The organism is Desulfuribacillus alkaliarsenatis, assembly GCF_001730225.1.
Taxonomy (GTDB): domain Bacteria; phylum Bacillota; class Bacilli; order Desulfuribacillales; family Desulfuribacillaceae; genus Desulfuribacillus; species Desulfuribacillus alkaliarsenatis.
On sequence record NZ_MIJE01000033.1, the window covers coordinates 13,080 to 36,338 of the forward strand.

Genomic DNA, 23,259 nt, shown 5'->3' on the forward strand with positions numbered 1-23,259 from the left:
TAAGATTAAAAATTATTTGAAAAAGAGGTATACCATGAACGAAACTAATAAAATACATAAACTAAGAGTAAAAAACACTACAAGAAGCGGGGCATTTTTGGAATGGGAACCAGGCAATGACCTTTTCTTACCAATAAGAGAACAAACTACTGACCTTAAAAATGGAGATGTATGCTTAGTAGGCTTATATGTTAACGAAGATACCGACGAGTTGTGTGCAACAATGTATCTATATGATTTATTAAGCACTGAATCACCATACAAAAAAAATGATGTAGCGCAGGGAACTGTATATAACATAAATAGAGATCTAGGAGTTTTTGTAGCTGTTGATGATATATACCACGGTTTAGTTCTCAATAAAGAGTTATATGGCAACTTTGCAATAGGTGACAAGATTGAGGTTAGGATTAAAAGCGTAAGGGAAGATGGTAAATTAGAGTTAAGCTTGAGAAAACAGGCACACAATGAAATCGAGAGTGATGCACAAAAGATTATGGAGCTACTAAAGCAACGTGATGGAAAGCTCTCAATCAATGATAAAAGCGCTCCTGAAGAAATAAAAGCAGAATTAAATATTAGTAAAGCTGCTTTTAAAAGGGCTGCTGGCAGGCTCTTAAAAGAGGGTGCCATCAAAATTACTGATGATGGTATTGAGTTAACCTGGAAAAATTAAATCAAACAATTTCATTATGTATAAAGCATGCTCATCCTACAAAAACTGAGGTAATAATAGTTTGGTGGGGTGAGCTTTTTGTCTTCTTATAAATATTTTGATGAATTATTCGAGAAGCTAGTTGAGTTACATGAACAATTAGATACAGCATCTATGAAAGAAAAGAATATAATTATTGATGAGCTACGAAATGTCCAGACTCAAGGTGATGACATATATAAGCAGTGGTTAATTCTCCAGGAGTATATAGATATATTAGATCAGGAATATAACCTCTCAATGAAACAGGAGAAAGCTGCTGAAACTGAATATAAAACAAATAAAGAAGTTGCGCCAAATGGTGACACTTCGAATCTTAAGATAGATACTAAGGAAAATGAATTACCTGATAATGAACAAAAAACAAAGCAGATTTTTTGGGTAGCTGATGAAGAAGCTGTTACAACTTTTAGAAAAGGTATTGGATATTTTGAGCTGCTAATGTTTGAAAACAGCATTGAATATTTCAAAGAAACTGTCAATAATGATCCAAATTTTATGATGGCACGCGTATATCTGGGATTATGCTATTTAAGTCTAGGTAAGTTTAATGAAGCAGAGGAAGAGTTGAAGAAATCGCTTCTTTTTGCCGAAGAAGGAAATCCATATATCACACTAGCGAATCATGCTTTAGGATGTGTATATGCCCAACTGAAAAAATATGAGCTGGCCCAACAGTACTTCCAAGAGGTAATACATATAGATGAGAACTTTAAAAACATTTATTTTAATCTTGGAGCATCGTATTATAATCAGCAAAATTATGCAAAAGCAAAATCGATATTCCTGAAAGGCATTAAGTTAAATCCTAAGGACTGGGAGCTATATTTCTTATTAGGCAAATGCAATATGTTTTTAATGGACTTTAATCAAGCAATAAAAAATTTAAAGATTGCCTTTCAGCTATCAAATCGGATAGAGGTGGGCTTAACATTAGGTAAAGCTTACGAAATAACTAATCAAACATCTATGGCATCAGGTGTTTATGAAAATTTGTTGGAACTATTCCCAAAGGAAGCAGAGTTATATCATCGCATGGGTTGGATACATTTATATAATAATGAACACAATAAAGCGGTTATTGCAATTAAAAGGGCTATTGTATTGGATCGGAAAAATGAATCTTATTTATTCTCATTAGGTTGGGTCTATCTACACGCAAATAAAAAAACTCAAGCAAACATCTGCTTTAAGCAGATAGAAAAATGTAATATTAAGAACATATACTCAAAAATTGGTTTTGCTAAGTTAGCCAATGAATCCGATAGTTACAATAATGCAAAAGAATACTTATTAAAAGCAATTAAAGACACCTATACAAAGCATGAACTAGGAGTTTTAGCATATCACCTCGGCTATTATTGGTTACAGCGCAAAAACTACAATAAATCGTTGAATAGCTTTAAAGCCTCATTGCGGATTGCACCATATCTAACAGAATCAAATTTTTATATTCAGGTTTTAGATAAAATAACAAATAAAGAAAAACAACCTATAACGTAATTTCATAGGTTGTTTTTATGTTATTATTAGAGAAAATACTCAATCAGGGGATATACATGAGCAACTTATATGAACGATATATCATAATGTACATAAACGAGCTTCTTATCGAAGACAAAATCACGAAGAGCATCGGCTATGTTTCTATAGAAAATACAAAGATTACTGATGTAAGCGCTGCTAACTTAGGGATACATGAATTTATAATTGATGATAGTAATACTGATGCCTATTTAGCAGAGGTTTTACCATTGCTAGACAACAGTATTGTGGTTTTTTACTCTGCCGATGAACAGTTGCCATTGCTTAATAGCATACTGGAATCATCAGGCTATAATCACTTTAATGGTCTATACTTAGATTTAAGACGGACCTTACCTGTGTTTACGAACTCAACAAACACTGGGGAGCAGCATTTAAGTCACTTAGAGTTAATGGTGCAAATTTTTTGGCATCAATACAACTATTTGAAGGAACTACCGATATTAGTGATTCAAAAACTAATTGAAGTCTATAATTCAATAGAAGATATAGCTATTAAAGGATATTTGCTAAATATTGAAAATGAAAAAATGCAAGAATTGGGTGCAACGACCCTAGCAAGTGACTCCGTTGCCTTCTCTCAGTTGGTCTTAAAGAAGAAGGTAATAACAGAGGTAGAAGAACACAATATAGGGTTAAATGATTTGCTAAACTTTTTTCAAAATCCCAATCGAGAAAAGATACTTAATGATTTTGAAGCACGACCGCAACAGCAAAAAATGCTGGAACATGTTCATACTGCACTAAAGGAAAACAAACATCTATTAGTAGAAGCGGGTACAGGAACGGGTAAAACATTAGCATATTTATTACCGCTCCTATATTTTAGCCTTACTAACGAAAAAAGAGTTGTTGTAGCTACCAATACGGTTTTGCTACAGAAGCAAATATTTGAGAGGGATATACCATTACTGCAAAAAATATATAAGATTCCTTTTAATGTAGCTATATTTAAAGGTAGGGGTCGTTATCTTTGTCTACGCAAGTTAATTAACCAGTTAGCAAACGACAAAGGTAATTCAACGAAGAAAAGCGATTTACTTGCTACAATCATTGTATGGTTATGTAAAACTGAGACTGGCGAAGGGGAAGAGCTACAGCTAAAGGATAATAAAGACTGGCAGCAAATCAGTAGCGATTCAGAAACTTGCTTAAATAAAAAATGTTATTGCTTTTCTTATTGTTATTATCACTTTGCTAAAGAAAAAGCAAACCATGCAAATCTAATTATCACCAATCATTCACTGGTCTTTTCTGATATTAAAACGGATCATCAAATACTACCTGCCTATAAGCATATTGTCTTTGATGAAGCCCATCACCTTGAAAATGAAGCAACTAAACATCTTGGAACAAGGATACAATACCATGATATCAAGCAATGCCTAACTTATTTATATCGGGATATTAAGAATGGTGCTTTGCCGAAAGCTATGGATTACATTAGATTGCTATTAACGCAGGGAAATGTTGAGTATGGTGACATATTAGAAATCCTCAATCAGTTAATCAAACAAACTATGGAGCTTACGCTAGCATTCGATGATTGCATGCTTGAGGTTCGCCAGTGGATACTCAGCCACCAGAAGGAACAATATGAATATAACGAAAGCATCCGCTTTACAACAAAATTGAGGACAGATTTTACAAAGCAGGACTTGTTTTCAAATGTTACCACTCAACTAAAGCTAATTAATACGCTAATGGAAGACCTTGAAAAAGCTATTCACAACTATGATGAGCTTGATTATCAGCTAAGCGAATATGTAAATAACGTACTAATGCAGAAGAGGCTGCTTCAGCAGTTTGAAAAAGATTTGCAGTTTTTCTTTAGTAAGCATGAAGATGATAAATACGTGTATTGGTTTGAAATAGGTTCTAATCATTCCTATAAAAAACTATGTTTTAATGCTGTTCCAATATATATTGGTGAAATTCTAAACGAGAAGTTATTTGATAAAAAGTCATCATGTATTCTAACATCTGCAACCCTAGCTATCCGAGGCTCTTTTAAATATGCTATGAAAAAGTTTGGATTAGATGTAATCAGTGAAAGGGTTATGTCACTTGAACTAGACTCACCATTTGATTATAAAGAGCAATGCCTAGTATGTATACCAACTAATATTCCATCAATTAAAGATGAGGGAGTCTTTATTAACAATGCCTGCAAGCTTATTATCAAGCTTTTAAGTATAACAGATGGCAAAACATTGTTGCTATTTACTTCTAATCGAATGCTTGCTAGCTTTCATAGCAATCTGAAACAGGGTTTAGCAACAACTGACATAAAAGTGCTAGCACAAAATATCGATAGCAACAATCGTTCAAAGTTACTTGAAGAGTTTTTTGAATCGAAAAAAGCCATCCTGCTTGGTAGTAATTCCTTTTGGGAAGGGGTGGATATGCCAGGGGATGCTTTGACGAACTTATTTATAATTAAGCTACCATTTTGGCCACCTAATATGCCTATTGTTGAGGCGCGAACTGAGCAATTGGAGAAAGAGCAGAAAAACTCTTTTATGGAATATGCTTTACCAGAAGCTATTATAAGATTCAAACAAGGCTTTGGACGTTTAATTAGAACTAAAACAGACAGGGGAATTGTAGTAATTTTTGATCGGCGGGTTATCGATAGTAAGTACGGTAGCTTTTTTATTAAAGCTTTACCAGGTCCTACTGTTAGAGCAGTTTCTGAAAATGAACTGTTTAATGAAATTAGTGAATGGAATCAATCATAATAGCATAATTATATATAATAATCCTTATTCCTAAGGACGTAACTGTAAAATATGAAAAAGGATTGATTCTATGCTTCGCTTCTGGTATTTCACAACTGCAGTAACACTAGTTTTATTTATTTTATCAGTATCTATATGGTTGAATAATGTAACACCAACCGAAGGTAAATATATAGAAAGACATACTAAAAACGATACAAATAATGAACAAAAGTCAAAACTAAAAAGTTATTTTTTGGATTTAGGTAGAAGTGAAGCTACGATTTTAATAACACCTAATAACAAAGTAATACTTGTCGATACAGGGGATGATGAGCATTTTAAAAAGCTAGACTTTATTCTTAAGGAGCTTAAGATAGAAAATATAGACTATCTATTTCTGACCACAAACGAACCAGACCATATTGGGGCTTTTCCAGAATTACAAAAAAAATATAACATCCATAGCACATTAATATGCAAGGAGCCAGGAATAGGCTTGTTTGAACCAGATATCCGAAAATTACTAGTGGAATCTAAAAATGTTGTCTTGCTTCCAGAAAATAAAAAACTTACATTAGATGATGATTTAGACGTTTATGCTTTTTATGAGCATCCAATGGTATTAAAGTTCAAATATAAAGAGTCTTCTATCTTAATGATGTCAGATGCAAATTTTGAAATTGAAGAAAAACTTATAGCAAAATATAAAGAAAATCTAAAATCACTAATTCTCAAAGTTGGTAACCACGGACAAAGCTTGACGAGTAGTGATGAATTTTTAAAAGCTGTCAATCCACAGGTTGCTATAATTTTAGGAGGGGACACTGAAGATAATAGCCGCCCGTCATATGGTGTGATTGAGCGCTTAACTGAATCTTGGATAGATGTGTATAGAAACGATGTGAAAGGTACTATTTTAGTACAACTTGATGGTGAATCATTTGAAGTAAATACCCATCTAAATAATTATTAGAAACACTTAGTCGCAACTTGACTTTTTAATATTTGACTGATTTAATGAACCTAAAGCCTATTTGGGCTTATTTTTTTGAGGGAGATGATAACTTGGACAACCTTGCACGAGCAGACATTGCAATTATTGGTGGAACAGGGGTATACGACCCTGAGCTACTTAGTGATATTGAGCAGATCTTACTAAATACTAAGTATGGCTGTGTAGCTGTAACGATAGGTAGTTATGAAGGAAAGAAAGTCGCTTTTATAAGCCGTCACGGCAAAGGTCATACGACACCTCCACATAAAATTAATTATAGGGCAAATATTGAAGCAATATATAAATTACAAGCAAAAAAAATATACGCGACAGCAGCCGTCGGCTCTTTAAGAAAAGAGTTGAAACCAGGAGATTTAGTAATTTTAGATCAATTTATTGATTTTACAAAAAAACGAAAGTATACGTTTTTTGATGGGGAAGAGGGAGTTGCTCATGTTGATTTAACAGATCCCTATTGCCTAGAACTAAGAGATAAAATTATTTCACAATGCAATAAATTAAAAATACCATACCACGCAACAGGAACATACATATGTACGGAAGGACCTCGCTTTGAAACTCCAGCAGAAATTGCTCTTTTTGCAAACTGGGGTGCTGATGTAGTCGGAATGACAAATGTACCAGAGGTAATTCTGGCTCGTGAAAAAGAACTTTGTTATGCTACAATAGCAACGGTTACCAATTACGGTGCTGGTATCTCTGAAACATTATTAACCCATAAAGAAGTAAGTGAGGTTATGTCGAATAACAATAAGCTCTTACGGGATTTATTGAAGGCAATCATAGGAAATGAAGATAATGAAAGAAACTGCAAATGCAAATATGCTGCTGCCGAGCTTGGAAAATTCTGATTCTATATTTATGGGGGAATTATAAATGCGACCAATGAAGTGGGAAAACCGTAGACTGAAATTAGTAAACCAGCTTCTACTACCAGAGCAAGAACAATGGATTGAATATAGCGATTATAATGATGTAGCGACAGCTATCAAAACTATGGTGGTTAGGGGCGCCCCAGCCATTGGAGCAACTGCTGCATTTGGACTAGCTTTAGCTGCATTGAAGTATCGTAATAGTGCAATAGATGAGTTCCAAAGTAATTTTGACAATGCTGCTGATATATTAGCAAAAACTAGACCTACTGCTGTTAATTTGTTTTGGGCGATAGAGCGCATGAAACGGGTCGTTAATGAAAATCGTGAGCAGTGCACAGTACCAGAGCTCGTTGAAAAACTTGTCAGGGAAGCTGAAAACATTGCCGAAGAAGATATTATTATAAATAAGAGCATCGGCAAACACGGTGGTAACTTGATTCCTGATAACGCTCAAATCTATACTCATTGTAATGCTGGGGCATTAGCAACAGTTGATTACGGAACTGCCCTTGGAGTAATACGTAATGCACATGAACAGGGAAAAAATATACATGTGTACGCAGGGGAAACTAGACCGTTTCTACAGGGTTCTAGGCTAACAACATTTGAACTTATGAAAGACAATATACCTGTTACTCTAGTTACAGATAATATGGCTGGCTTCTTAATGAAACAAGGCAAGGTTGATTGTGTTATTGTTGGTGCTGACCGTGTTGCTGGGAATGGTGACGTGGCGAATAAAATTGGAACCTACAGTCTGTCTGTACTTGCGAAAGAACACAATATTCCGTTTTATGTAGCTGCACCTATATCGACAATTGATTTAAATATAGATCATGGTGACGATATAGAAATAGAGGAACGTGGAGTAGATGAAGTTATTAAAATTTTTGATGCTTATATCGCTCCAAAGGACGCTGTAGCATACCACCCAGCCTTTGACGTGACACCTAATTCGAATATAACTGCAATTATTACAGAAAAAGGTATCATTAAAAACCCTTCACTTGAGGCTATGAAGTCATTTTTTAATAAAATTTAAATGTACTAAACAAGGAGATTAACGTGTATAGGAATATTGAACAAGCCCAAAAAGCTGTGCTTAACTCCGTTCATGATATGATTGAAAGCAAGCTAGTTGCCTCTACATGGGGCAATGTAAGTGCTAAGGTAGATAATGATAATCTAATAGTAATTACGCCATCAGGTGTTGATTATAAAAACCTTACATTTAACGAACTTCCTGTCATCGATATGGACGGTAAAAAAATATATGGAAAATACGAGCCATCATCAGAAAAGCTTTTACACCTTGCTTTATTGAAAAATCGCAAAGACATTCATGGCGTTATGCATACTCATAGTATATATGCGAGTGCATTTTCAGTTATCCGTGAGGCAATTCCTCCAATTATCGAAGATATGGTGCAAATTGCTGGTGGAGAAATACCTGTAGCTCCATATCATCTTCCTGGCACCCCTGAATTAGGTAACGATGTATTACGGGTTATGCAGGATAAATACGGAGCTTTAATGGCAAATCACGGTTTTGTAGGTGTTGGCAGGACTGTACACGAAGCGTTTAAGGTATGCTTAGTCGTGGAAAAAGCTGCCCAGATACATTTTATTGCAAAGGCGATTGGTACTCCTAATATATTGAGCGAAGAAGATGTAAGCATTATGCGTAAAGGCTATTTGGAATCATATAGTAAACATGATATGGAGGGAGCAGGTTAGAATGAAAACAATTCTAATTAATGGATTAGTTTTAACAATGGAGGCGGATTGGAAGCCAGCCTATTTAGACATTGTTATAAATGATCAAAGAATAGAAAAAGTTGAACAATTATCGGACGATGAGCGTAAACAGTATATAAATCAAGGCTATCAATGTGTAGATATGGCTAATAAAGTAGTTATGCCTGGCTTTGTAAATACTCACGGTCATGCTGCTATGACCCTTTTACGTAGTTATGCAGATGACCTACCATTACAACAATGGCTAGAAGATAAAATTTGGCCTTTTGAAGCAAAATTAACGGCAGACGACATATACTGGGGAACTAAGCTTGCTATTATAGAAATGCTTGAGACAGGAACGACATGCTTCACAGATATGTATTTTGAAATGGAGCAAGTTGCAAAGGCTGTTGAAGAAATGGGTATTAGAGCTTGTTTGTCCCGTGGCATGATTGGTGTAGCGCCAAATCGTGATATTGCTTTAAGCGAAAGTGAACAATTTATTAGTCAATGGAATCAAGCAGCAGAAGGTAGAATCACGTGTACATTAGGTCCACACGCACCTTACACTTGTCCACCGGACTACTTAAAAAAGGTTGTTGAGTTAGCGAATAAGCTTGACGTACCAATTCAAATTCATGTCTCTGAGACTGAAAAAGAAGTAAATGATTGCAAGGAGATGTATGGAGCTAGTCCAGTTAAGCATTTAGAGAATATTGGGCTGTTCTCAAGACCAACTATTGCGGCCCATTGTGTTCATTTAGATGATAATGATATCGATATTATGCATAAGCACAATGTTACTATAAGCCATAATCCAAGTAGTAACTTAAAGCTTGCTAGCGGTATTGCTCCCCTTAAGAAGTACATCGACAAGGGTTTAACAGTTGGAATTGGAACTGATGGATGCTCAAGTAATAACAACTTAGACATGTTGGAAGAATTAAAGCTTGCATCTCTAATTCATAAAGGCAATACATACGATCCGACCTTGATACCTGCGAGAAAAGCCTTAGAAATGGCAACTATCGAAGGTGCTAAAGCATTATTTTTAGATGAAGTTATCGGCTCAATAGCGCCTGGTAAACAAGCAGATATTATTGCCTTTAGTTTGGATAAATCTTTATATTATCCATCCTTTGATATCACATCATTGTTAGTGTACTCTGCAAATTCTAGGGATATTTCTGATGTATTTATTGCTGGTAAACAGATAATGAAGAACAGAAGATTAGAGTTTAATAAGCAGGAAATTTTTCAGCAGGTTCAAGATAGAGCACAAAATATTGCAAAAGAAATAGCGGCTACAAAATAGCCGCTTAATAATTTTGTTTATAGAAAGTTTTTGAATAAAATTACCTTTGCGTTAAATACTAAATTTAGAAACTATTTCTAACCTTAACTGTTTCATCCTTGAAGTCACTCTGAGAAATACATGACCATTTTTCAGATTTGACTTCGGGTGCTATTCCTAATTCTTCGGCCACTTCAAAATGAAAATTTTCAAGTACATCATCTGACATCTGAAACAACTTAGTAGTCATTCTTGCCATAAAAGCATCACCTCCTTAAAGGTGTACTTATATTATGACACTGCAATGAAACAATATGTCTAACATATACAGGTAAAAACACGGGTTACTTAGCATATAAGGTAAATCCTTGTTTTAACCTGTTTTTAATTCAGCATATATTTTTACAATTATATTATATAATGTGTAGTACAATAGTTTCGGAGGTGCTTAGTGTATGGATATATTAGTGACTAATGACGATGGTATACATGCAAAAGGTTTAAAAGCATTAGTGAAAGAGTTATCTAAAATAGCTAACGTATATGTTATTGCTCCTGACCGAGAACGAAGTGCTACGGGTCATGCTATAACTATTCATAGTCCGATAAGAACAACAGAAGTTCCAGGTTTTACAGACGCAACAAAAGCTTTTCAAGTTGATGGCACACCAGCTGACTGTGTGAAGCTAGGAATTAGTACTCTTCTTGATAACAAACCAGATTTTGTAGTTAGCGGTATAAATGCAGGTCCTAATTTAGGGCTTGATGTTTTATATTCTGGGACAGTAGCTGCAGCAATAGAAGCCTCTATTCACGAAATTCCTGGTATAGCTTTTTCCTTAGCTGGAAGTACTGATTTTTGTTACGACACAGCAGCGAAAATTTCAATACAGATTTTAAAGCAGCTTATGGAAAAAAATCTAGATAACAACTCTATTTTTAACGTGAATTTACCTGTATTAGCTGACCAAGGATGCAAAGGCATTGTTGTAACTACCTTAGGCATTAGAAAATACATAAATTTCTATGAGCAGCGCTCTGATCCACGGGGATTGCCTTATTATTGGCTAGCGGGTGATTTAATGGATCATATCAACAAGCCTGACACTGATGTCAATGTTGTAGACAATGGTTATGTAAGTATTACACCAATCAATTTAGACTTTACCCATTATCAAAAGGTAAAAGAAATGAAAGACTGGAACTTTAAATTTTAAATAATCTTTTAATTAATATATCGTCCTATCCAGCATACATTGTACTATTGCTAATTAGGAGTTGGATTTATGGACGATATTAGAGAATTACAGAAAAAAATTATTTTAAGGATTACCATTTGTAGCTTGATAATTATTGTTTTCTGGGTAGTTATTAATCCGCCTGGATTTGATAAAAATCAAAAATCTGATATGTACACACTGTCTCATATATTTGCTAACATAGATAGCCAAAGCGTTGTTTTTTCTGTTATAGGAACGGATATAGTTGATTTTTTTCAAGAGGAAATTCCAATTGAACAATTAATCGTGGAAATATCTTTGTTAGAGCTTGAAGACTTATTTTATTTATACTCTACACAAAATAAGCAGCTTTTGGTTCATGTATCAGAGACAATGCTGGTTTTAGAGCAAAATGGATTGTTTTATTATAGTGAAGATGGAAACGATTGGACGCGATTTGAACAGTTAATCTCAACTACTAATCCTTTTTCCCATATAAAGCATCTTAATAACTACAAGTTAGAGCAAATTTATGTGAACGACTCTTTTTACTATTCAGTTGTTATAGAGGACGCTGAGGTTAATTTTACATATGTAATTGAAATGGATAATAATAATCTATATCCATTAACATTGACTATAATTAAAGCATTAAATAAATCAACTGAATTAGATATCATCAAGTATCACTTTTATGATTGGAATCAAAGCTATATAATAGAGAAGATTGACAACATATTAGATGTATTTTCTGGGAGTGAATATAATTGAAGCGTTTACTTGTATCCATATTCTTTATAATTATTGTATTAAGTATAATAATCTCAAACTTGTATGCGAGCTATGCTGTTACGAGGTCTGATGAATTTAAAACAGCTAAACAAATAGCTAAAATGAACAATGATTTTGAAGTTGTGCTTGGGAACATATTTGTAGCTACTCCTTTACAATATGTGTTTCTTTTAGAAAAAGAAGATAACTTGTATTGGTCATTTGTAACCAATGAAACTGTTGAGGCACTAATTAATGCATCAGATGGTATTAGCTCAGAAGAAATTATTGAACGACTTGAAGCATTAAAGATACCTATGTTTGAAGAAATATATCAATTAACACCTGGTTTGATTAAACGGGATAGTGCTGAATTACCGTATTACGCTACCTTAACTGATACCGCAATTGTATGGGAGGTAATCGGTCTTAATAGCAATGACAGAGTACAATACACATATTTTGATTTTTTTAGTGGAAAATTAATTTGGAATTATCAACTCCAGTAAAACCTACCTATAATTACCACATAAGATGATGTATATTTCGTGATATACTGTTATGTACACTTGCTTGATATACACATCTGTGGAATAGGAGGTTTTTTTATGAACTCAATTAAAATACCATATATAGCTTTATCGTTTTTCTTCTCGTTATTATTGCTTATCTCTAGTTTTTTTGCATATAATCAATATTTTGTTATTCAGCCGTTGCACAATTTGATTTCTGAAATCGAAGGTGTTAGTGACACGGAAATTACAAGTACTCTTAATAAAAGAGAAATTATTATATATTTAGAGACAGATAATTTGATGGGTAGTTACCATGAAATTATCAATGCTGTCAATGAAGTTGTAGATTCAGACATATATACAATAGAAATAAAAGACGATCGCAACCAACTAATAATTGATAAATATAATAACCTTAGCTTTTATGTTTTTGAAGCTATAGAGAACAACCAGTACTCGGCATTTAACAATATTATGGATTCAGTAAGCAAACCATATGACTTAAGAATTGAAATGGATGAAAATATTATTTATGTAAATCTTAAAAATGGTGAACACTATTTATATAAGCTGATACCGCGTAAGCAAAATAAGCTAGTAACGTAAAATAAATAATGTAACATTAGCAAATAACGTAAGCAATGATTGGATGATACGTATGACTAAAAGTATTATTATCGGTGTTATTCCAGCCATATTAATTTTCTTATTTTTATTAGGCTTTAACATTGCACCTGTTGTATTTATACTAGTCCTTATTGGTTTGATTTTCTTATTAATCTATTCTAAGGACGGTTTTTCAAATGTACTGAATAAGCCAAATCATCGAATTAATAATTCAGATATTAAATTTGAACAAATAGGTGGCCAGGCTAGGGCCAAAAGGGAAATCAAAGAAGCTCTAGAGTTTGTATTAAAAGCTGATGAATATAAGGAAATGGGCATCCGTGCCCTTAAAGGACTTTTATTGGTTGGCCCACCAGGTACAGGAAAAACGCTTCTAGCTAAAGCTGCAGCTAATTATACAAATTCTGTTTACTTTGCTGCTAGTGGTTCTGAATTTGTTGAAATGTACGTTGGAATGGGCGCAAAAAGAGTCCGTGAAATTTTTAATAATGCCTATAAAGAAGCTGAAAAAGAGAATAAAAGTAGTGCAATTATTTTTATTGATGAGATAGATGTAATTGGACAAAAAAGGGAAGCATCCTCGAATAATAAAGAGTATGATCAAACGTTAAATCAACTACTTACTGAGATGGACGGAATAAAAGAGAATGATAAAGTAAAGGTTCTAGTGCTTGCTGCAACTAATCGTGTAGACATATTAGATCCTGCTCTCTTACGTCCTGGTAGGTTTGATCGAAAAGTCATGGTTGATCTTCCAGATAAAGAAGGTCGTAAACAAATATTAGAAATTCATACACAAAAAAAGTCTTTAGCAGAGGATGTAAGTATAGAATTTATCGTAAATAAAACCTTTGGATTTTCAGGTGCTGAATTGGAAAATCTTGTGAATGAAGCAAGTATACTTGCGTTACGAAATAATAAACAAGTAATTCAGAAGCATCATATAATCGAAGCAATAGATAAGGTTATGATAGGTGAAAAGTCTGATCGAAAGCCTAATGAAGAGGAGATTCGTAGAGTTGCCTATCATGAGCTTGGACATGCAGTTACAACAGAGTTGCTAAATCCTGGCACAGTTGCAAATATATCTATTACACCTAGAGGTGGTGCTTTAGGGTATGTTCGACAAGCAGACACTGAAGATCGCTATTTATATACTAAGGACTTCTTTGATAAGCAAATAATGATAGCCTTAGCAGGTGCAGTTGCTGAACAAGAATTTCTAGGTAATAAGAGTACTGGAGCTCAAAACGACTTTAGCAAAGCACTACAATTAGCTAAACAAGTAGTAACGAGTGGTTTAACGGAGCTAGGGATTATAGATAAAGATTTAAACAAAAAAGAGTATACAGAAAAAGTAAATAGTATCATAAGGGAATTAGAAATTGCTACCGTTGAATTAGTACAGAACAATAAAACTGCAATTACAGATATATTTCATGTGCTGATTGATAAAGAAACCATTGATGGAGATGAATTCAGAAGCTTGTTAAGGAAATAATTCAATAGTACGACAGTTAGAAATTACTAGTAATACAGAGCTAGCCGTAGTATGGTTAGCTCTATTTATTTAAATCAGCTAAAAAGCAGAGTATCCAAAATCTACAAGCTTTAGTGAATGTGGTAATATTGTATACAAATAGTTGGCAAACTAAGAAAGTAGCCATATAACATTTTATAAACGGAGTGATAATAATGAAAATATTAGTATTAAATTGCGGTAGTTCATCATTAAAATATCAGGTATTTAATATGGATGGTGAGACCGTACTAGCTAATGGTAAAGTTGAAAGAATTGGTATGGAAGATGCAATATTGACACACGAACCTACGGGCAAGCAAAAAGTAAAAAAAGTATCAGAAATTTATGAGCATAAAACTGCAATTAAATCAGTATTAGAAACTTTAATTGATAAGTCCGATGGAGTATTAGCTGACTATAGTGAAATTCAAGCTGTCGGCCATCGTGTTGTACATGGTGGAGAAAGCTTTTCAGACTCTGTATTAATCACTCCTGAAGTCGAAGACGCAATTAGAAAGTGCATAGATTTAGCGCCATTACATAACCCTGCTAATCTATTGGGTATAGATGCAGTTAAAGAAGTTATGCCAACCACACCACAGGTTGCCGTTTTTGATACTGCATTTCACCAAACTATGGATAAGAAGACTTTTTTATACCCAATTCCTATGGAGCAATATAAAAAATATAAAATTCGTAGATATGGATTTCATGGAACATCCCATAAGTACGTAGCAGAAAAGGCATTAGACGTTCTAAATTTAAGCGCAAATGGTTCTAAAATTGTCTCTTGTCACATAGGTAATGGTGGAAGTGTTACTGCAATTAAAGATGGTAAATCTGTAGATACGTCAATGGGCATGACCCCCCTTGAAGGACTTATGATGGGAACTCGCTCAGGAGATATTGACCCAGCGGCTGTTTTGTATATAATGAATAAAGAAGAACTTACACTTCAAGAAATTAATTCAATGCTAAATAAACATAGTGGATTAATCGGTATATCAGGGATAAGTAGTGATATGCGGGAGATAGAGGACGGTTTATTAGCCAATAACGAATCTGCAACTCTTGCCTTCAATATGTATGAGTATAGGATTAGAAAATACATTGGTGCATATGCTGCAGCAATGAATGGTCTTGATGTACTTATCTTTACAGCAGGAGTTGGTGAGAACTCACCAATTTTAAGAAAACAAATCTGCGATAACTTAAGCTACTTAGGCGTGGAGCTTGATAATGAGAAAAATGATGTGTTTGCTAAACATGATCGGGTTATCAGTTCTGAGAATTCACGGGTTAAGGTTTTAGTTATACCAACTAATGAAGAATTAATGATTGCCCGTGATACTCAAAATATCATAGGTAATCAAACTTAATAAAATGTAGGGAGAGAATATGTATGAGATTATCAAAACGTGTAGAAACTCTTACACCTTCAACTACCTTAGCAATTACTGCAAAGGCAAAAGAGTTAAAACAGCAAGGGATTAATATTATTAGCTTTGGAGCAGGGGAGCCAGATTATAATACTCCTCAGCATATAATTGATGCTGCTTATAAAGCGATGCAGGATGGACAAACAAAGTACACCCCAGCTGCCGGTTTACCCGAACTAAGAAAAGCAATCTGCAAAAAACTCTTAGATGATAATCAACTTACATATGAACCAGCTAATATCTGTGTATGTAGTGGAGCTAAGCATGCTCTGTACAATATTTTCCAAGTTATTTGTGACCCTGGAGATGAGGTTATAATTCCAATTCCATATTGGGTTAGCTATCCAGAGCAAGTAAAGCTAGCTTCTGCTACGCCTGTATATATCGAAGGCTTTGAAAGTAATCAATTTAAAATTACTGCTGAGCAATTAGAAGCTGTTATTACTGAGAAAACAAAAGCATTAATACTTAACTCACCTAGTAACCCTTCAGGTACTGCCTATTCGAAGGAAGAATTGGAGAGTATTGCTGAAGTTTGTGTTAAGAAAGATATAATGGTAATTTCTGACGAGATTTATGAGAAGCTCGTTTATGATAATGTTGAGCACATTAGTATTGCAAGCTTAAACGATGAAATATTTAAAAAAACCTTAGTGGTAAATGGTGTTTCTAAACCTTACTCCATGACTGGCTGGAGAATTGGCTATGTTGCAGGTGATAAGGATATTATCAGAGCGATTATTGATTTATCAAGTCATAGTACTTCAAACCCAACTACCATGGCTCAGTGGGGAACATTAGAAGCGTTAACAGGGTCTCAACAGCCATTAAATGATATGGTGAAAGAGTTTGATAAGCGCAGAAAAGTTATGATAGAGCTACTAAATGATATACCTGGAATCACCTGTGAAACACCTCAAGGAGCATTCTATGCTTATCCTAATGTGAGCGCGTTATTTTCAGAAAAAATAACTAATGCAGACGAATTATCTAGTATATTATTAGAGCAAGCTAATGTAGCTGTAATACCTGGTTCCGCATTTGGGTCAGATAAACATGTTCGTTTATCATATGCTACTAGTATGCAAAACATAGAAGAAGGTATTAAGCGCATTAAAACATTTGTAGAAAATAATTTATAATCTTAGAAAGAAATAAGACTAATTTTACAATTGGTCTTATTTTTTGTTTCACTATGTACATTTATATCTTTATTTCACAACTATATCTTTTTTCCCTGTGATTATAATTGAATGCCTGTTATACTATCTATGAGGTGTTTTTTATGAAAAGACAAGCTAACAACATTATAAAAAAAATAGTAAATGCTAGCTGGGATCAACAGCTACTAATACCAGGTTCATTAATGAAATATTATAAAAAATTAGGTCTTAATGAACAGGAAGCTATGTTTATCCTACAAATAATCTATTATCAGAAAATGGAAAATGATGCGTTTCCAAGTATCAATTTGTTATGTGAATCAACAACTTTTAATGAATCTCAGATAATGGACTTAATTCAGCGACTTATAAATAGTGGATATCTAAAAATTGATGAACATTATGACGAATCAACTGATATGTATTATGAAGCATATAATACTCAGCCACTGTTTGATCAATTAAGTGATTTATGGTTGAAGGAACAGGGCTGGATTGATAAATTAACAAAAGTATATAACGAACGGGAAAATAAACCTGCTAAATCAAGCCTGGAGCTTGTATCAGAGCTAGAAGAATTGGACATCTTTTCAATCTTTGAAGGCGAATTTGGTAGACCGTTATCTCCTATAGAATGCGAAAAGATTATTAAGTGGGTAGAAGATGATAAGTTTAACAAGGAAATAATTACTGAAGCATTAAAGCAGGCAGTCCTGAATGGGAAATACAGCATGAATTATATTGACAGAATACTATTAGAGTGGAAAAAACGAAATATTCGTTCTATACAAGAGATTGAACAGGCTAATCTAGAATTTCAAAATAGCAAGAAGAAAAAAGAGCCCAAAAAACCTAATACCAGTAATAACTACGAACAGGATAAAGAATTATGGTATTGGTTGAATATTGAATCACAAGAAGGAAGATAGGGAATATACATGGAGCCAATTAATTTAAGCATAAACTCACAATTGAAAAAAATAAATAACAAAACTGCAAGTAATCCAGGTAATCCTAGTAATCATAATAGTTACATATATGGCAGCTATCAATGTAATGACTGTAATGACACTGGCTATGTGCTTAGCGGGTCTGGGTTGGATATGGCAGCTACTAGATGTAAATGTTTGAAAAATAAAAGCATACAAAGAAAAATAAAATCTGCAAGAATTTCTACCTTATTAAGAAAGTGCTCCTTTGATAAATTTGATTCTCGTTATTACTCTAATAAAATAATTAAAGGAGGGAGTCATTCTTACCGAGAAATGGCTGAAAAAGCACTCGATGCAGCTGCAAGTTTTGTCCATAATGTCCTGGAAAATCAGCTACCCGATAGCTTATTATTCGTCGGAAAAACTGGCAGAGGAAAAACCTACCTAGCAGCATCTATTGCTAACGAAATATTAGATAGGAAGCCAGATATAGGACTACTTTTTGTTGTTGTTCCTGATTTGCTTAATGAGATACGTTCAACCTATGATAATAAGAATAATACACATTCAGAGTTTGATATTATAGATACAGCTAGGAATGCCGACATACTTATTCTAGACGATTTAGGCGCCCATAATTATAGCGACTGGGTGAAAGATAAATTGTATAGCATTATAGATTACAGATTACAGGAGCAATTACCTACAGTTATTACAACAAATTTATTAGATCCACCGTCTATGGATCAAGTACTGGGAGAGAGAATAACTTCTAGAATATTTCAATTATGTAGGGTTTATCGTATGATGTGTGAACGAGATATAAGATTAATAAACTCCTATGAAGATATGCTAAACGTATTTAGCAAAAATGATAACTTAAACGATAAAAAAGATAAAAATGATAAAATTGATAATCTGAACGAATAGAAGATATTTTTTAAAAATATATATTTGTCTATAAATAAAACCTAAAGGTATACATAACATTTATTATGTATACCTTTAGGTTTTTAGTTGTAGTTAGATTAGTAAATATTTAAAGAGGAGCTATTTGTTTATGGAGATTATTAATAAATGGACCATGTATGAGAAATTAATTAAATCTAGACATATAGATATTTTTCTGCCTGAAACTGCACTCATTACTAAACCTGAGATTGTATTTGACATGCTATATTGTTATAAGTCAGTGTTTATAAAACCATGTGTTGGGTACGGGGGAAACTATATAATCCATATATTTAAAATTAAAAGAGACTTATTTAAATTTTATTACTATACAAAGGAGAATATTTACACTAAAACGATTTCATACATCGAACTAGAAACGCTGATTCTTAAACAAATATATTGCAGACAATGTATTGTTCAACGAGATGTTAAATTAGCAAAGTATAAGGGAGCTTATACTAATATTCGTGTACGTGTAGAAAAACATATTGAAAAATCATGGAAATGCACAAGAATTTTGGGTAAAGTGGCCACCAAAGAACTTACTATTACTAGCATCGATTTTGGAGCCACAGTAGTTAGTTATGACAAATTAAGTTTTTCATGTTCAATAGACAAAAGCTTAGTGCAGTTAGAACTTTATGATTTATCTATTCATGTTGTAAAACATTTAAGTAAAATCCATGATTATTCATGTACCTGTGTCTGGGGCTTAGACTTAGCAATAGATCATTGTGGAGGAATATGGTTTATAGATGCATGTTTATATGATAATATAACTGTTAAGCCAGGAAATTTTAAAGAACGGTGTATAATAACTCTTGACCAAAGTATTAACTTTTTAGCAGAATTAAGAAGGTTATTAAAATGACCTATGTGTTCGCATAATACAAATTAAACGAACACATGTGATGATTGTTTTTACAATTCAATGTTTACAAGGAGTTTTATCTAATGTCTGATTTCCTAAACAAGTTAAGTATTAAACAACAGCGAGTATTTAATAACCTTATTAAAGAGCTACCTGCCTTCTGTGAAATAGTTGTAACTACAAAATTTGTCATAGAAGGACGATTACGCTCTACTATTATTCATTATATGCGTGACTGGCACCTCTTCTTTCAATATTGTGTTGAACACCTTGAGCAATTTCAAGGTAAAAAAATTAAAGAGCTTACAAATGAGGATATTAATTCTATCACCTATGATAACCTTGTATATTTTGAGCAATGGTTGTTAAATGATCGTAATGTGGTTAAAAGCACGCAATCTCGAAGACGCTCTGCTATCAAAGTCTTATTTAACACCTTATATAAAAAAAACATACTCAAGCAAGACCCTACTATCCAATATGATAAATTAAAAATTAACAAGCAAGGAATTATAGCATTAGCACCACACGAGCAAGTATCTTTGCTTGATGCTATAGAGTCTGGTTATGGATTAACTGATAAAGAGAAAAAATCACGTACTGAATTCTCAATAGCCAGGGATTTAGCTCTTATCACTTTACTATTAGATACTGGATTGCGAATTGGTGAGGTATATACATTAAATAGAAAAAACTTTAATTTCGATAATATGGAGATATCTGTACTGGGTAAAGGTGCAAAAGTTCGTACTGTTGTGTTTTCGAGTGATACTAAGACCTCCCTACTTGCCTATTTAAAGCATCCTACGAGATTATCAAAGCAGATTATTGATAAAGAGGCTATCTTTCTTAATAGAGACTATGACAGGTTAAGTATTAGAGGAATGCAAAAAATTGTAAAAAAATACGCTAGTGCTATTGGCAAGTATAATATAACACCACATAAACTTCGCTCTTCTGCAGGTTTATCATTATATGAAGCTACTGGTGATATTCGTGTGGTGGCTGCACAGCTAGGTCATGAAGATATTTCAGTAACTGCAAAGAAATATGTAGATGCCTCAAAGCACAAATTACATGACGCAATTCGCAAGCGAGGATCACTGAGATAGTTAGCTTGAGATAGTTAGCTACAGAATAGCGATAATTACACCCAAATAACGAACTTCTGTTTGCTTTTGCCATAACTTGTGATATAATGGCATAAATAGATATTAACATTAGAGGTGATACGATGAAACCATTGTCTAATAGACAAACACAAATATTAAATTTTATTAAATTAGAGGTTCAAAAGAAGGGCTATCCCCCTTCAGTTCGTGAAATTGGTGAAGCTGTTGGACTAGCTTCTAGCTCCACTGTACATAGTCATTTAGCAAAAATTGAAGAAGCTGGTTATATAAGACGTGACCCAACTAAACCAAGGGCTATAGAAATATTAGATGATTTAGATTCTGAGTCGTTAATACAAGAATATAGTTATGTTCCTGTAATAGGAAAAGTAACAGCTGGGATTCCAATTACAGCTGTTGAGCATATTGAACAATATCTACCTATTTCTAAAAATCTCATAAAAAATGATGTAGCATTTATACTTCACGTATCTGGTGAAAGTATGATTGAAGCTGGAATATTAGATGATGATTATGCTATCGTCAGACAGCAACCTACTGTTAATAATGGTGAAATTGCAGTAGTAATGACAGAAGACGATGAAGCTACAATAAAACGTTTATATAAAGAAAATAATGGATATCGATTGCAGCCTGAAAATTCTTCATTAGCTCCTACATATGTAAACAATGTTACTGTTTTAGGTAAAGTAATTGGAATCTACAGGGAAATTCGTTAATACAAAATGTTAATACAAAATAAAGAACCTGTTGCTCTCATTAGAATAAAATGAAAGCAAAGGTTCTTTTTTATACATATAAATCCATTAAATACTAGTTTAAATTCTTGTTTATGATTAGTACTGCCTCATATATTGCTCGCGCTCCCACTCATGTACCTGAGTTCGGAATATATCACACTCAATTTGCTTAGCGCTTACAAAATGATTTAAGGCATGTGACCCTAAGGCTTCACGCATAACTTTGTTATTAATCAATTCTTTTATTGCTTCTTCTAAGGTCAGTGGTAATGATTCAATCCCTGCATCCCTTAATTCCTTTTCATTCATGATATATATATTTCTATCAGTTGGTTTAGGAGCAACTAACTTATTTGTTATTCCATCTAGGCCAGCTTTCAACATAACGGCTAACGCTAAATACGGATTTGTCGCCGGATCTGGGAAACGGGCTTCAATACGGGTACTCATTCCTCGAGCAGCTGGTACTCTAATTAAAGGACTACGATTTTTTGCAGACCAAGCAATATAGCATGGTGCTTCATACCCTGGCACAAGTCGTTTGTAAGAGTTAATAGTAGGGTTTGTTATAGCCGATAACGCACGGGCATGCTTTAATAAACCTGCAATAAATTGTTTAGCCGTTTCACTTAAGCCTAATTCATCACTCTCGTCATAAAATGCGTTTTCATCATCCATAAATAATGACTGATGGCAATGCATACCTGATCCGTTGATTCCGAAGAATGGCTTTGGCATAAACGTAGCATGTAATCCATGTTCTTTAGCTACAGTTTTAACAATTAATTTAAATGTTTGTATCTGATCTGCTGCAGTAATTGCATCTGAGTATTTAAAATCTATTTCATGCTGACCAGGAGCATCCTCATGGTGTGATGCTTCAACTTCAAATCCAATCGATTCTAAAGTAAGTACAATATCTCGTCGACAATTCTCACCTAAATCGACTGGAGCCCAATCGAAGTAGCCACCTTCATCATTCATAACATTTGTAGGCTTGCCATTTTCATCAATCTTAACTAGGAAGAACTCAGGCTCAGGACCAACATTAAATGATGTATAACCCATATCATTTGCTTCTTTAACTACACGCTTTAAGATTCCTCTAGGATCGCCTGCAAAAGGGGTGCCATCTGGCATATATACATCACAAACTAAGCGAGCTACCTTACCTTTATCTGCGTACCAAGGAAAAATAACCCACGTGTCTAAATCTGGGTATAAGTACATATCAGACTCTTCAATTCTTACAAACCCTTCAATTGAAGAACCGTCAAACATCATCTTATTATCTAAGGCTTTGTCTAATTGACTAACTGGTATCTCTACGTTTTTAATAGTACCAAGTAAGTCAGTAAATTGTAACCGAATAAATGAGACATTATTATCTTTAGCCATTTGCTTGATATCTTCTTTTGTGTAGCGACTCACATTATTACCTCCTATGCCTAAAGAATATTATTTA

22 protein-coding genes are annotated in these 23,259 nt (G+C 33.8%); 20 read left to right on the top strand and 2 right to left on the bottom strand.

Features of this window, described 5'->3' with window-relative positions; translation table 11 throughout:
* Positions 1–34: 34 nt before the first annotated feature.
* From BHF68_RS11950 to BHF68_RS11985, 8 genes are all read left to right on the top strand, one after another.
* Positions 35–676, top strand: a complete 642-nt coding sequence (locus tag BHF68_RS11950) for a CvfB family protein (RefSeq protein ID WP_069643901.1) — start codon at positions 35–37, stop codon at positions 674–676.
* A 78-nt stretch (positions 677–754) separates the two neighbouring features.
* Complete coding sequence (locus BHF68_RS11955) at positions 755–2,218, top strand: tetratricopeptide repeat protein (RefSeq protein ID WP_069643902.1); 1,464 nt, start codon at positions 755–757, stop codon at positions 2,216–2,218.
* 56 nt (positions 2,219–2,274) lie between these two features.
* The gene (locus BHF68_RS11960; RefSeq protein ID WP_069643903.1) at positions 2,275–5,001 is read left to right on the top strand and encodes a helicase C-terminal domain-containing protein; all 2,727 of its coding nucleotides are present in this window, start codon (positions 2,275–2,277) and stop codon (positions 4,999–5,001) included.
* Positions 5,002–5,071: 70 nt separating this feature from the next.
* Positions 5,072–5,956, top strand: a complete 885-nt coding sequence (locus BHF68_RS11965) for a ComEC/Rec2 family competence protein (protein WP_069643904.1) — start codon at positions 5,072–5,074, stop codon at positions 5,954–5,956.
* A gap of 92 nt (positions 5,957–6,048) precedes the next feature.
* Entirely contained in the window at positions 6,049–6,849 is an 801-nt protein-coding gene (gene mtnP / locus BHF68_RS11970; RefSeq protein WP_245669673.1) for an S-methyl-5'-thioadenosine phosphorylase, read from the top strand.
* Between the two features lie 25 nt (positions 6,850–6,874).
* A complete protein-coding gene (gene mtnA, locus BHF68_RS11975) occupies positions 6,875–7,915 on the top strand; it encodes an S-methyl-5-thioribose-1-phosphate isomerase (RefSeq protein WP_069643905.1) in 1,041 nt (346 codons plus the stop codon).
* Positions 7,916–7,938: 23 nt separating this feature from the next.
* Positions 7,939–8,610 (top strand): class II aldolase/adducin family protein, encoded by a 672-nt coding sequence (locus tag BHF68_RS11980; RefSeq protein ID WP_141706283.1) that lies wholly within the window; start codon positions 7,939–7,941, stop codon positions 8,608–8,610.
* A gap of 1 nt (position 8,611) precedes the next feature.
* Complete coding sequence (locus BHF68_RS11985) at positions 8,612–9,928, top strand: amidohydrolase (RefSeq protein WP_069643906.1); 1,317 nt, start codon at positions 8,612–8,614, stop codon at positions 9,926–9,928.
* 64 nt (positions 9,929–9,992) lie between these two features.
* Here the strand turns inward: BHF68_RS11985 and BHF68_RS15415 are convergent, their stop codons facing one another.
* Positions 9,993–10,166 (bottom strand): alpha/beta-type small acid-soluble spore protein, encoded by a 174-nt coding sequence (locus BHF68_RS15415; protein WP_176719935.1) that lies wholly within the window; start codon positions 10,164–10,166, stop codon positions 9,993–9,995.
* 196 nt (positions 10,167–10,362) lie between these two features.
* Between BHF68_RS15415 and surE the strand changes: the two genes are divergently transcribed.
* The 12 genes from surE to lexA all read left to right on the top strand — a co-directional run bounded on the left by surE (position 10,363) and on the right by lexA (position 21,773).
* A complete protein-coding gene (gene surE / locus BHF68_RS11990) occupies positions 10,363–11,124 on the top strand; it encodes a 5'/3'-nucleotidase SurE (protein ID WP_069643907.1) in 762 nt (253 codons plus the stop codon).
* Between the two features lie 69 nt (positions 11,125–11,193).
* Positions 11,194–11,898, top strand: coding sequence for a hypothetical protein (locus BHF68_RS11995; RefSeq protein WP_069643908.1), 705 nt, complete (start codon positions 11,194–11,196; stop codon positions 11,896–11,898).
* Positions 11,895–12,407: a hypothetical protein gene (locus BHF68_RS12000; protein ID WP_069643909.1), complete on the top strand. Its 513-nt coding sequence runs from the start codon at positions 11,895–11,897 to the stop codon at positions 12,405–12,407. Before BHF68_RS11995 ends, BHF68_RS12000 begins: the two co-directional genes overlap by 4 nt.
* Before the next feature lie 99 nt (positions 12,408–12,506).
* Complete coding sequence (locus BHF68_RS12005; protein WP_069643910.1) at positions 12,507–13,019, top strand: hypothetical protein; 513 nt, start codon at positions 12,507–12,509, stop codon at positions 13,017–13,019.
* A gap of 52 nt (positions 13,020–13,071) precedes the next feature.
* Complete coding sequence (locus tag BHF68_RS12010) at positions 13,072–14,541, top strand: AAA family ATPase (RefSeq protein WP_069643911.1); 1,470 nt, start codon at positions 13,072–13,074, stop codon at positions 14,539–14,541.
* Between the two features lie 194 nt (positions 14,542–14,735).
* Positions 14,736–15,941: an acetate/propionate family kinase gene (locus BHF68_RS12015; protein WP_069643912.1), complete on the top strand. Its 1,206-nt coding sequence runs from the start codon at positions 14,736–14,738 to the stop codon at positions 15,939–15,941.
* A gap of 23 nt (positions 15,942–15,964) precedes the next feature.
* Complete coding sequence (locus BHF68_RS12020) at positions 15,965–17,143, top strand: pyridoxal phosphate-dependent aminotransferase (RefSeq protein WP_069643913.1); 1,179 nt, start codon at positions 15,965–15,967, stop codon at positions 17,141–17,143.
* A gap of 143 nt (positions 17,144–17,286) precedes the next feature.
* On the top strand, positions 17,287–18,093 hold the full coding sequence (locus BHF68_RS12025; protein WP_069643914.1) for a DnaD domain protein: 807 nt from the start codon (positions 17,287–17,289) through the stop codon (positions 18,091–18,093).
* A gap of 9 nt (positions 18,094–18,102) precedes the next feature.
* A complete protein-coding gene (locus tag BHF68_RS12030; RefSeq protein ID WP_069643915.1) occupies positions 18,103–19,026 on the top strand; it encodes an ATP-binding protein in 924 nt (307 codons plus the stop codon).
* A gap of 130 nt (positions 19,027–19,156) precedes the next feature.
* The gene (locus tag BHF68_RS12035; RefSeq protein ID WP_069643916.1) at positions 19,157–19,921 is read left to right on the top strand and encodes a YheC/YheD family protein; all 765 of its coding nucleotides are present in this window, start codon (positions 19,157–19,159) and stop codon (positions 19,919–19,921) included.
* A gap of 83 nt (positions 19,922–20,004) precedes the next feature.
* On the top strand, positions 20,005–21,033 hold the full coding sequence (locus BHF68_RS12040; protein WP_069643917.1) for a tyrosine-type recombinase/integrase: 1,029 nt from the start codon (positions 20,005–20,007) through the stop codon (positions 21,031–21,033).
* 122 nt (positions 21,034–21,155) lie between these two features.
* Positions 21,156–21,773, top strand: a complete 618-nt coding sequence (gene lexA, locus BHF68_RS12045; RefSeq protein WP_069643918.1) for a transcriptional repressor LexA — start codon at positions 21,156–21,158, stop codon at positions 21,771–21,773.
* A gap of 117 nt (positions 21,774–21,890) precedes the next feature.
* Here the strand turns inward: lexA and glnA are convergent, their stop codons facing one another.
* Positions 21,891–23,192, bottom strand: a complete 1,302-nt coding sequence (gene glnA / locus BHF68_RS12050; protein WP_069644063.1) for a type I glutamate--ammonia ligase — start codon at positions 23,190–23,192, stop codon at positions 21,891–21,893.
* Positions 23,193–23,259 lie beyond the last annotated feature (67 nt).